The organism is Paenibacillus guangzhouensis, from assembly GCF_009363075.1.
Lineage (GTDB): Bacteria > Bacillota > Bacilli > Paenibacillales > Paenibacillaceae > Paenibacillus_K > Paenibacillus_K guangzhouensis.
Map to the genome: position 1 here is coordinate 5,754,336 of NZ_CP045293.1, position 11,665 is coordinate 5,766,000.

At 52.9% G+C, this 11,665-nt stretch carries 13 protein-coding genes; 7 read left to right on the forward strand and 6 right to left on the reverse strand.

The annotated features are described in order from the left end of the window. The first annotated feature begins 48 nt into the window (after nt 1-48). A complete protein-coding gene (locus tag GCU39_RS25990; protein WP_152396121.1) occupies nt 49-1,395 on the forward strand; it encodes a glycoside hydrolase family 30 protein in 1,347 nt (448 codons plus the stop codon). A 71-nt stretch (nt 1,396-1,466) separates the two neighbouring features. Here the strand turns inward: GCU39_RS25990 and GCU39_RS25995 are convergent, their stop codons facing one another. The 3 genes from GCU39_RS25995 to GCU39_RS26005 are packed head-to-tail and all read right to left on the reverse strand — an operon-like array spanning nt 1,467 to nt 4,753. Then, on the reverse strand, nt 1,467-2,216 hold the full coding sequence (locus tag GCU39_RS25995; protein ID WP_152396122.1) for an SDR family NAD(P)-dependent oxidoreductase: 750 nt from the start codon (nt 2,214-2,216) through the stop codon (nt 1,467-1,469). Beyond that, entirely contained in the window at nt 2,213-3,199 is a 987-nt protein-coding gene (locus tag GCU39_RS26000; protein WP_152396123.1) for a helix-turn-helix transcriptional regulator, read from the reverse strand. The genes GCU39_RS25995 and GCU39_RS26000 overlap by 4 nt, the downstream gene beginning before the upstream one ends. A 21-nt stretch (nt 3,200-3,220) precedes the next feature. Further along, entirely contained in the window at nt 3,221-4,753 is a 1,533-nt protein-coding gene (locus tag GCU39_RS26005; protein WP_152396124.1) for an MDR family MFS transporter, read from the reverse strand. Nucleotides 4,754-4,963: 210 nt separating this feature from the next. Here GCU39_RS26005 and GCU39_RS26010 point away from each other — a divergent pair, with 210 nt between their 5' ends. The 6 genes from GCU39_RS26010 (at nt 4,964) to GCU39_RS26035 (ending at nt 9,165) form a co-directional block, all read left to right on the forward strand. Next, nucleotides 4,964-5,185, forward strand: a complete 222-nt coding sequence (locus tag GCU39_RS26010) for a hypothetical protein (RefSeq protein ID WP_152396125.1) — start codon at nt 4,964-4,966, stop codon at nt 5,183-5,185. Between the two features lie 28 nt (nt 5,186-5,213). Continuing rightward, nucleotides 5,214-6,029: a GNAT family N-acetyltransferase gene (locus GCU39_RS26015; protein ID WP_152396126.1), complete on the forward strand. Its 816-nt coding sequence runs from the start codon at nt 5,214-5,216 to the stop codon at nt 6,027-6,029. Between the two features lie 137 nt (nt 6,030-6,166). After that, a complete protein-coding gene (locus GCU39_RS26020) occupies nt 6,167-6,829 on the forward strand; it encodes a FadR/GntR family transcriptional regulator (RefSeq protein ID WP_152396127.1) in 663 nt (220 codons plus the stop codon). Nucleotides 6,830-6,869: 40 nt separating this feature from the next. Further along, the gene (locus GCU39_RS26025; protein ID WP_152396128.1) at nt 6,870-8,099 is read left to right on the forward strand and encodes a CynX/NimT family MFS transporter; all 1,230 of its coding nucleotides are present in this window, start codon (nt 6,870-6,872) and stop codon (nt 8,097-8,099) included. 118 nt (nt 8,100-8,217) lie between these two features. Continuing rightward, nucleotides 8,218-8,754 carry a hypothetical protein gene (locus GCU39_RS26030; RefSeq protein ID WP_227793340.1) on the forward strand — a complete coding sequence of 179 codons (537 nt, stop codon included), beginning with the start codon at nt 8,218-8,220 and terminating at the stop codon, nt 8,752-8,754. Nucleotides 8,755-8,856: 102 nt separating this feature from the next. Then, a complete protein-coding gene (locus GCU39_RS26035; protein ID WP_152396130.1) occupies nt 8,857-9,165 on the forward strand; it encodes an antibiotic biosynthesis monooxygenase in 309 nt (102 codons plus the stop codon). A gap of 62 nt (nt 9,166-9,227) precedes the next feature. Here GCU39_RS26035 and GCU39_RS26040 read toward each other — a convergent pair whose 3' ends face one another. From GCU39_RS26040 to GCU39_RS26050, 3 genes are read right to left on the reverse strand one after another with little or no spacing between them, the layout of a single operon-like run. After that, entirely contained in the window at nt 9,228-9,833 is a 606-nt protein-coding gene (locus tag GCU39_RS26040; protein WP_152396131.1) for a pentapeptide repeat-containing protein, read from the reverse strand. A gap of 37 nt (nt 9,834-9,870) precedes the next feature. Beyond that, nucleotides 9,871-10,503 (reverse strand): pentapeptide repeat-containing protein, encoded by a 633-nt coding sequence (locus GCU39_RS26045; protein ID WP_152396132.1) that lies wholly within the window; start codon nt 10,501-10,503, stop codon nt 9,871-9,873. Continuing rightward, complete coding sequence (locus tag GCU39_RS26050; protein WP_152396133.1) at nt 10,487-11,365, reverse strand: lipoate--protein ligase family protein; 879 nt, start codon at nt 11,363-11,365, stop codon at nt 10,487-10,489. Before GCU39_RS26050 ends, GCU39_RS26045 begins: the two co-directional genes overlap by 17 nt. Nucleotides 11,366-11,665: the final 300 nt, after the last annotated feature.

Sequence of the window (11,665 nt, forward strand, 5' to 3'; positions counted from 1 at the left end):
ACATAACCGTGCAATTCATAACGACTGGCATAAAGGAGACTAACGCACATGACAGTATACAAGACCTATCTCACATCCAAAGATTCAAACGCTCGCCTTCAAGAGCAGCATTCGGCACCGGTGGCTCAGCGCCGTGCGGGCGAGACCGCAGACTTGGAGCTTGACCCCGCGGTGCGGTATCAACAAATTCTTGGTTTCGGCGGCGCATTCACCGAAGCGTCGGCCTATACTTTGTCCCGCATGAGCGAGGCGAAGCGCGTGGAAGTGCTGCACAGTTATTTTGATCCAACGGATGGACTAGGCTATACGATCGGACGCGTGCATATTCACAGTTGTGACTTTGCGCTGGGGAATTACACGTATGTTGAGGAGCATGACAAGGCGCTGCGAACCTTTGATATTTCGCGCGACCATCAATGGGTTCTCCCGCTTGTGAAGGATGCGGCAACGGTGAAGGGCAGCCCCATCACCATGCTCGCTTCGCCTTGGAGCCCGCCAGCCTGGATGAAGACCAACGGCGAGATGAATCACGGCGGCCATCTGAAGCCGGAATTCGCTGCGGTGTGGGCACAATACTATACGAAATTCATTCGCGCATATGAAGAGGCAGGCGTGCCAATCTGGGGGATTACGGTTCAGAATGAGCCGGATGCCGTTCAGACATGGGACTCCTGCATCTACTCTGCCGAGCAGGAGCGCGATTTCATTAAGGACCACTTGGGGCCAACGATGCACGTGGAAGGATTACAGGACGTGAAGATCCTCTGTTGGGATCACAACCGCGACATCATCGTAGAGCGGGCTTCGGTTGTGCTCTCCGATCCGGAAGCCGCCAAATACGTCTGGGGAACCGGATTCCACTGGTATGTGAGCGAGGAATTCGAGCATGTCGGGAAGGTACATGAGCTGTTCCCGGATAAGCATCTCCTGTTCACAGAAGGTTGCCAAGAAGGTGGTGTGAAGCTTGGCGAGTGGTTCACGGGCGAACGGTACGGGCGTAATATGATCGGCGATCTGAACAACTGGACGGAAGGGTATCTCGATTGGAACATCGTGCTCGATGAGACTGGTGGCCCGAACCATGTCAACAATCTATGCGATGCGCCGATTATTGCGGATACAGTAACCGATACGCTTCATTACAATAGCTCGTACTATTACATCGGGCATTTCAGTAAGTTCATTCGTCCGGGCGCGGTACGCATTGGGATGAAGCTCGCGCAGCCGGCCTCCGGTGTGCATGCGACGGCGTTTCAGAACACGGACAGCTGTATCGCCGTCGTTGTCATGAATGAATCGGAACAGCCATTTGCCTTTACACTTGGCCATGGCGATCATATCGCATCGCACACGCTCCCGGCGCATGCGATTGCGACATATGTGATGCAAGGATAGAAATTTAAGGATGAACCGTGCGTGCGATTATTCGATCATACGGTTCATCCTTTTTTTGTTGGTCATTGGCCCTATTCCATCGACAACCCGCCGGTCACTGGCGTATAAGTTCCCGTTAAGAACCGAGCGTCATCACTAGCGAGGAAGGCAATGACGCTGGCGACGTCTTCCGGCTTGGCTACGCGCCCTAATGGCGTGAAGCTGCTGATCATAGCCTTCTCTTGCTCCGTCAATAACGATGCCTCCACCGTATCTACAAAGCCGTGGGCAACCACATTCGCTGTAATGCCAGAGGGGCCGAATTCTTGGGCGATGTAGGTCGAGAACGTATTAAGCGCGCCCTTGGCCGTTCCTTGCGCGATCATGCAAGGCGAGGGATCTTTGCCATGCGTGCTGGATACATAGATGATGCGCCCGAATTTCTGCTCTGTCATATAAGGGATAACTGCTTGCGTCATGACGAACGCGGGCCGCAGTTCACCTTGGAACGCATCGGCGAAGGAAGCCCAGCTCTGGTCGGTGAACGGGGCGGCTTCGACGCTCGGCTCGGCGCCGCCGACCAGAATATCGATTCGTCCGAAGGCTTGCTTTGCCGCCGCAGCCAGCATCGCGGCTTGGTCCGCTTCGCGAAGATCGGCTTGATAGGCGATCGCTTCTCCGCCCGCGCTTCGTATGGCCGTCGCAACCTTTTCAGCCGAATCAATCTGCGACGGATCATGGACGACCAGCTTCGCTCCCCGATTGGCAAGCAGTAGCGAAGCTGCGCATCCGATGCCGCGTGATCCCTCGATGACGATGGCTACTTTTCCATGAAGCATCATAATTCATCTCTTCCTTCCGTTAATGGGGTTGATGTATACAATGCCGCAATCTCGAGTGCAGCTTGCTTCACTTCCTCCGCCAGATCGGCGGGCTGATGTACAATGACATCCGTCTTGAGGTGGAGCAAGAAACCGATTAACCATCTCTGGCGCGGAACCGTCGTACGAACGAGCAGTGAACCGGATGGCAGCCGGGTAATATCCTGCTCATCGAAATGATCGATGGCAGCAATTCTGGCGTTGCCTGAGAATTCCAGCACAAGGTCGCAGGTCAGCTCGTGGCGGCTCGTCTGCTGCAGCTGTGCATCCATTCGTTCATTCAGCTTCGTAAGCGCGACATCACGTCGCTGGAATGTATCGGATTGGATGTTGAGATGCTGGATACGCGAGAGCCGAAAGGTCCTGTAATCTTGGCGTGTCAGGCAGTAGCCGTGGAGGTACCAGGTATATCGCTTCAGCACGAGGCCGATTGGTTCTACACAGCGTTGTGTGTCATCGCCTTGGACATCCGTATAAGCGAACTGAACCAGTTTGGACTCTCGGATAGCCTGCTGCAACGCCTCGTATTTGTTGTGCTCCGCTTCACTTCGCCGCCATGGCGTGAAATCAACGATTAGCTGGTCCCGCTCGGACAAGCGTCCTTGCTCTGCCTGCGAGACCAATGCGCCGACCTTGTCGAGCAGGCGGTCCATCTGGGAACCTTGAACCGCCTGCGTCGACTGAAGTCCGCGGAGCGCGGTGAAGAGGGCAATGAGTTCATCCAAGGATAACATCTGCCGATCCAAGCGGAAGCTGTCCATGATCTCATAACCGCCCTCCACCCCTGTGTACGATACAATGGGGATGCCCGCGAGATTTAGCGATTCCAGATCGCGGTAAATCGTACGCAGAGAAACCTCCAGTCGATCTGCCAGCTCTTGCGCTTGCACGCGTTTGCGATTCAGCAGCAGGATCGTAATGGCCATCAGTCGCTCGAGCTTCATGCCGTTTCCTCCATTCTAAGGTTAATGCGACGCGGCATACCCATCTTCCTGTGCAGTCGGATCCAGCTTCTCTCGGCTCATGAAGAACGCGGCGACCAGCGCCAGGATCGCGGGAACCAGGCTCCATGCAAAGGTGGAGATGATGGAGTTCGTTAACCCCATTTTAATGCTGCTTAGCGTGCTTACATCGAAGGTTTTGCTTAAAGCGGGGTTCAGCAGGATATAAGGGTCGCTGTAATTGAAGTCCGCCGGTACCTGCTGTGCGCCTTGACTTGCAAAAGTTTGCGTCAGCTTGCTCGTGAGCAGATGGCTCTGAATGATCCCGAAAATCGTGATGCCTAGCGTCATGCCGAGTGAACGGTTAAAATTCAGCGTTGAACTCGCCGCTCCGCGTTGCGTAGCTGGGAACGAATGGATGGCCGAGCTGCTTAGCACGGAGAAGGACGCACCGACGCCAAGACCGACGAGAACCATGTATGCCGTAATGAGGATACGCGGTGAATCCATCGACAATCCTGCCAGAAGAGCCAGCCCCGCAATCAGGATGAAGAGCGGCGGAATCATAATCGTCCGGTAAGGCAGCTTCGCCATTAAGAATCCGCCGACGGTTGCCGTGACGACGGAACCGATCATCATCGGGAGCAGCACGAGACCTGAGCTTGATGCCGTTCCGCCAAGAACGCCTTGAATGTAGATCGGGATGAACATGGCTGCGGACATGTACGCGGCGCCGCTGAATACCGCAATCATGTTACTGGTCGTATAGAGTCGATTCTGGAACATGCGGAAGGAAATGATCGGTTCGGCAGCTCTGCGTTCGACGAATACAAGTAATGTGGCGAACACCAAGAACCCTGCGAACAAACTAGTGATCTGCGGAGAGCTCCAAGCGAATTCTTTGCCGCCAAGCTCAAGCCCTAACATGAGGCAGATGACAGCGCCAATGAGCAGGGATGCACCAAGAAAATCGATGCTCTGCTTGGAATGAACTGCAGATTCTTTGTAGAAGATCAAGACCAGAAGGAATGCGACGAACCCAAGCGGCAGATTAATATAGAAAATCCATTCCCATTGCAAGTGATCTGTAATAAATCCACCGAGCATTGGAGCGACGACGCTCGAAAGGCCGAATAGTGCGCCGAACATGCCTGTCATTTTGCCACGATTCTCTGGGGGAACGATATCGAACATGATCGTGAAGGCGATCGACACCATCGCGCCTGCGCCAATGCCTTGGACTGCGCGGTACAGACTAAGCTGGATAATCGATTCAGCGGTGCCGCATAAGGCGGATCCGAACATGAATACAATGATCCCGAAAATAAAGAAGCGTTTGCGTCCGTACATATCGGAGAGCTTGCCGAAGATCGGCATGCCTGCCATCTCTGCAACCATATAAGCGGATGTGACCCAGACGAATTTGTCCAATCCACCCATTTGACCGACGATGGTGCCCATGGCGGTTGCGACGATCGTATTATCCATGGAGGCCATGAGGATTGCGAGCAAGAGTCCCGCGATAATAACCCCAATGTTGTTGTGTATCCTATTCATTTTACATTCATTCCTTTCAGTGATGGTCACGTCGTGAACCGGATTTGAACCTATCGTACACAACCATTGTTGACATCTGTCTGTCAGGGTTCTGGGGGAAGATCTCAGTTTTTTTGAAATGTCTTCATGAATTTTGTAAATTTAGTAGTCATATCCTTATTTTCCATGTAGAATATGAAGCAATTTCTCATCGAAAGGTGGAGGTGTCTGATGCACGTAACATCTGGAGGCGGAATGCTCATCGGGTTCATCCCGATATTGATGCTGCTGGTCTACGCTTTGTTAATCGGTCTCGGGATCTACTTGCTGCTTCTTCTCATCCAACTCGCGAAGCGGGGAGTAGAGCTGCTTGATCTACAAATTGCAGAGAAGCGACGGGCTAGACGCGATGATATGAATCGGGATGATCCGGGTGGGAATGATGTTCAGTAAATAACACATCTTAAGGAGGAGATTGACGATGTACGAGACATTCGGTCCGGGGGATGAGGTGCTGCAATCAATCGCTTTCATCCAAGATGAAGTACCCTATACACTGATACATAGCATTGTTGGTGGGGGAGATGCAGTCAGCTATAAGTCGCGTGACGGGCAAGTGGTCTATGCGCAGACCCCCGGTTATCGGGGCTGGGTCTGGATAAGTAAACACATGCAAGGCATGGAGCGTGAGGAGCGATTACGTACATTATGCGCCGCGCTAGGTGACGTCAAGGTACCGGGGCTGGCGGGCGATCCGGATATCGTGCTGGCGATGGCCTCACTGTACGCTGCTGCGCATGGCGTCGCTTATCATCCGCGCATGGAGCTGCAAGCTTATCAGTGCCGGGTTCCGAAGCTGCCTGAAGGGGTTATGGGCGTATGCCAAGCCGCGACGGCACGAGACGTATTAGACGTTGCGCGGTTCCTCGTGGAATTCACTCTCGATGCCTATGGAAATACGGTTGATCTCGCTTCGCAGATGCAGGACGCGGATCGGCTCATCCGATCAGGCAATTTGTATCTGTGGAAGGTGAATGGCGAGTCGGTATCGATGGCGAATATCGCAGGCCGTACGCCGCGGCATGCGCGAATCAATGCTGTCTGTACGCCGCGAGCGTATCGGAAGCAGGGTTATGCAAGTGCGCTTGTGGCGGAGGTATGCCGTATCATTCTGGCGGAAGGACTCACCCCGATTTTGTATGCTGATGGAGCTAACCCTAATTCTAATCGGGTCTATCAGCAGATTGGATTCGAAGCGAGCGGGAAGATTCAAGAGATCGATTTTATTAGGGAATAATAGGGTATATGACGTAGCGAAACGACTTTCTTCCATGACGTGATGGAGAGGGAGGTCGTTTTTTTGTGTTGTCAAACGTTAAAATCTGTGCTATTTTGAAGCATAGAACCAATCATCCTATGTTTGGAGGTATTCGATTGAAATTACAGAAAGCCACACGTGTCACCTTAACCGAACAAATCGCAGCGCAGCTGGATCAGCTGATTCAATCTGGCGCATGGCCTGTAGGGCAGCGAATTCCGGCCGAACCGGAATTGGTGGAACAGCTCGGTGTTAGCCGCAATACGGTGCGTGAAGCAGTCAAGGCGCTGATCCATGCGGGGTTGCTGGAAGCAAGGCAAGGAGACGGAACTTATGTCTGCTCGAAGAGCGACCTCGGCGCTGCATTGAATCGCCGGTTCAAGAAAGCCGATCTGATCGAGATTCTGGAGGTGCGGTACGCCCTTGAGCAAGAAGCAGCACGGCTTGCGGCTGAACGGCGAACAGAAGAAGACGTTGTCTATCTGAAGCAATGCTTAGCGAATTATTTAGATTCCCGCGGGAAATCGCATTATATCGATGTCGACATGGAGCTTCACAAAGCCATTGTTCTCGCGACGCACAATAACGTCCTCATCGATCTCTACGATCATATGACAGACGCGGTCATGGCGACGATTCATCAATCGACCCATGAGGAGATTGAAGAGCAGCATGTGCAGGTCCATACGCAGTTAATTCACCATATTATCAATCAGGACGCCGATGCGGCGGTGACAACCCTTCGTCATTTGCTACACATTTCCGAGAGTGTCATCTAGACCCTTCGATAGATTAGCTAGATAAGGAGTAAGGAGTTATATGAGTTCACGCACAAGAAATTTGACCTTATTGTTTGTATGTATATTATTGGTTGCAGCGAATCTGAGAGCGCCGATTACGGGACTCGGTCCCGTTGTGGGACTGATTCGGGAAGATACGGGCCTGTCCGGCACGGTGATTGGCTTGCTTACGACGCTGACCTTGATCGCTTTTGCCGTTATCTCTCCGCTGGTTCCAGGCCTTGCGAGACGATTCGGTATGGAGCTCACGCTAATCGTCAGTCTCGTCGTGTTGACCGTTGGTGTTATTGTTCGTTCATTGCCTTCAGCCTTCGCTTTGTTCTTCGGAACGGCCTTGCTAGGCCTTGCGATTGCCGTCGGGAATGTGCTTGTCCCGACGATGATTAAACGCGACTTTCCTCAGAAGGTAGGGCTGATGACCGGGGTCTACTCTTCCTTCATGAATTTATGGGCAGCGGTCGCTTCAGGGCTTGCGATTCCGCTCGCCGAAGGCGCTAACCTGGGGTGGCGGGGATCGCTTGCCGTATGGGGCGTGCTGACGGTCATCGCGTTAATCGCTTGGTTGCCGCAGCTTCGTTACCGACAGGCGCCGCAACAAGGCGGCCAGCAAGCCAAGGGCTCGCGCATCAATCTATGGCGTTCCGGACTTGCATGGTACGTAACCTTATTCATGGGGGTTCAGTCATTTTTCTTCTACGTTAACATTACGTGGCTGCCTGAAATTCTGCACGCGCAAGGCATGAGCACAGAAACAGCGGGTTGGATGATGTTCTTATTGCAGCTCGTAAGTCTTCCAGCGTCCTTCTTGACGCCGATCATTGCAGCGCGGTTGAAGAGCCAACGGGTGATCGCGCTCTCCGTGGCTGCAGGATTCGGAATCGGATACGTGCTGTTGCTAACGGGAGGATTGTTCCTGACGGTGATCGGCACGAGCCTGATTGGGATTGCCGGCGGAGCGGGCTTCAGCTTGGCGGTTATGTTCTTCGCACTGCGCACACGTACGGTACTGGAAGCGGCAGAGATGTCAGGCATGGCTCAGTCGGTAGGATATTTCATTGCAGCGATTGGTCCAATGCTGTTCGGATTGCTTCATGATCTGACTCAGAGCTGGACGGTCACTTATATTACACTCTTCGTTACGGTGGTCATCCTCGCCGTCCTCGGTTTCGGAGCGGGCAAGAATGCATATGTTGTGGCAACATCGCCATCCAGCACAGCCGAAGGTTCGCTTCGGAAGAAGACATCGTAATAGCATAATGCAGCATGTAAAACCTCAGTCTCTAGACTGAGGTTTTTTCCTTTTGCAGTCTGATTCTAATCCCGAGAAATGGTTGTACAATAGTAATATACGAGAGACGGATCATGAGATGGAGAATAGGTGGGATGAGCAGATGATGCAATGGATGCATCCTTTGATGGCTTTTATGACGAGGCGGTTCGGAGGGCTTCAAGAAATCGATTACCAGTGGCCTTCGCCACAATTCCCGGTGATTAGTATTCGAAGCAATGCGAATCAATATCGCAGCGGATTCGGAACGCGCCCTAAGGTTGCGATCGGTCTGATCGCGATTGGTGACATTGCTGTGGGACTTGTCGCATGCGGTGCGATCAGCTTCGGTATTTTATCCTTCGGTGCAATTGCCTTAGGCATATGGCTTGCGCTCGGTGCAGTCGCGATGAGCGGTTCACTGGCAGCTGGCGCTGTGGCGATCGCCTCCGGTATTTCCGTTGGCGCCGTCGCGATAGGTGAATGGGCACTAGGCGCCGTCGCTATCGCAGAGAAAGCGTTGGGCGTTGTTAGTATCGGGGAATGGGCCTTTGGGGTCGTAGCGATTGGAGCACATGGATTCGGACTGATTCCAATCATCGGGGATTTGTTCGAGTGGTTCTTCCGTTTGTTCTAGGGATCCATCATTCGTTATAATAGAGTGGACAGGGAAATCCTGGTTCAAGGGACCTATCGGGTATCCGATAAGCTCTAATCATGCATAGCGGAGGCGAGAGAGATGTTAGTCGTAACGAATACAATTCGGATCAAAGAAGGATTCGGCAGCAAAGTCGCAGAACGGTTCGCTGGGGCAAAAGGTGTTCAGACGATGCCGGGTTTTGTTCGAATGGAAGCGTGGCTCGGGGCCGGACAAGAGGGCGAAGAAGAACTGAAGATCTGTACGGTGTGGGAGAATGAAGAGGCGTTCAAGAACTGGACATCCAGCGAGACGTTCCGTGAGTCCCACCGCGGTGCTGGCGACAGCAAGGAATATATGCTCGGTGCTTCGCTGAACAAATACCAGATGGTAGTTAGTCATCAAGCGTAAGCATAACAGGGGAGGAGGCCGATCGAGGTCTCCTTTTTGCTTGTTCTTGGGCGACGTGCCTCCTAATCCACCTTGGCGCCGTAGGCCCGCAGAAATTGAGCCGCCTGCGTAAAGTCCATGCGTGCTCCCTTCACCTCGATTGATTTGAAGTCCACGCCATTCATGTTCGCATCGCGCAGATCGGCTCCTTGCAGATTGGCTTTGGCCAGATGCGCGCGCGTCAGATCGCATCCGCGAAGATTCGCTTTCTCCAAGTTCGCGCCATAGAAGTCGGTCTCGACGAATCGGATATCGCGCAGATCCTGCTTCGCGAGCCGGGTGTATCGAAGGTTGGTGTAGGACCAGTCGCCTCGTTCCAGTGTAATGCCGTCCATATTGGTCTTGGAGAAGTCGGACCCGACGAGCTTGCAGTTCGTGAATCTGGACACGAAGAGGTTCGCCTCATTGAAGCTACAATTCTCGAATGCCGTGTCGGTATGCATGGAGCCATTGAGCTGCGCGCCGTGGAAATTGCACTCGATGAACCGGCAGCCGGCCGTCGTGAATTCTTCTAGGGAGGTGCCTTGGAATTTGCAGCGTTCGAAGGTGCAGCGAATGAGCTCGCCGAATCGGAGATCCCGCCCGCTAAAGTTCACCTCTTGAAAATGTTCGTCGACATATTGATACATAATGTCATCCCCCCATACGTTGAAGATTAGTGCGTAATTATTTAATAACTAGCCCGAGCAGTCCAGCAAAAGAGGAAGCGTGCTTCGGCGCAATGATGCATCCTCTTAAATCCTCAATCTCCACAATCAATTCATTGAATTCACAGCTGCTCAGATCGATGCCTTCCAGCTTGGCGCCGGAGAATATCGCCTGATCGATGTGGCAGTGGTCCAATTCGGTTTTGAGCAAGGTGGACTGCCAGTAGTCTGCTTGCTTGAAGGAGCTGTCTTCGAAGACAGTCTGCTTGAACTTCGCTTGGCGGAAATTCGCATAATCGCCGATACAGCGCTTGAATCGCACATTTTGGAATCGCGTCTCGGTGAAGTCGGTTCCCATTAGCTTGCAGTTGACGAATAACACGCGATGCATGAAGGCCTCGGTCAGATTGACGTTAGAGAGGTCGCAGGATTCGAAAATGACATCGGTCAGCTCCATCTGCGTCAATGTGGACGCTGTGACTGTGACGTTCTTGAAGTGAACCTTCTCGAAGGAGACCTTGGACGCCTCCTGCTCCTCGATGACCATGTCGGAGAACGTCCCAAGATGATATTCCTCTTTTGAGCGCAGGGTATAGATCAGAGGCAGTTCTGTGAGTTCTGCTGGTATTTTAGGTTCATCGATCTTTATCATACGGTTCCTCCGTTCCTGTAGGAATGCCGTACCGTTCGCTTAGTGTTCTGGCCATCGCATGCACGTCTTCGATGGAAGGGAGCGATAACGCGGAAGAAGCCATCTGCATGCCCTCTTTGGTCTGAAGGCTGCGAATGACTTGCTTCACCGCATCAGTGAATACGTGCGATGCATCGTGGCCGATGTTCGTAAGTTCTTGCAGACTGGCGGTGCTCGACGCCTGCACGAGAGGATAATCAAGCTGCGCGGGATCGCCTCCTGCCGCTGCCAGGTCATAGAATCCGCGTGTGAGCTGCGTACGTTCTCGTCCGCTTCCTTCTGTGATGACGAAAGCCTGGACGATGTAAGCATGTGATTGTCTGCGCTGGGCAATGCCGCAGAACTTGCGCCCGGCGATACTAAGATCGAAATCCCCTGGGCAGAAAGCGCCGTGGATTTCCCCTTTTTCCACCCATGCGCTGGTGGCTTGCAGTGCTTCACGAATGAGCGCGTACATCTGCTCGAAATCATTGTGGAAATGGCGCTGCGTCTGAGCCGTCTTCGGCAAGATCAGCGAAATGTTCACGACGCCAAGGTCAAGAGGCACAGCCGCGCCGCCGGTATTGCGTACCGCAGTCGAGCGGCCTTGTGCTTCCAGCCAGGCTAAGGCTTCCGCTACTTGCGGCAATCGGCTGTCGCGTAGTCCAAGTACGAAGGCGCTCGGATGTCGCCACAGATGGCAGATCGCTGGGCCGCCGCGTCCGGTCTGCCGACAGAGGATCTCATCCAATGCGAAAGGATACAGAATGTCCGGTTCATTCAGATCATTCGTCCGATCCAGTAGCAGCATGTTTCTTAATCCGTCGAGTGGGTTGGTTGTCATTGCCTTTAGAGCTCCTTTGACCATGGGATGCATCGTTCGATTTGTTACTCCTATTATGGAACAGATGAAGGGCGCTCTGCAATGTTTGCGAGAGGCGAGACCACCATGGCGTTCTATCACGGGCAATATCCGCGTAGTACCTGAGAACGCCGCAATGATCCTTCCTCTTGAGTTCGCATTGCTTATATGCATGTAACTGTTCTTTAACATAGATATCTGAGAGTGTCATATTCAAATTCCCCCTTTATTTGAGTTCATTATGCTCTCGCCAACAAGGGAGAAAAAGAGTATAGTTTTATC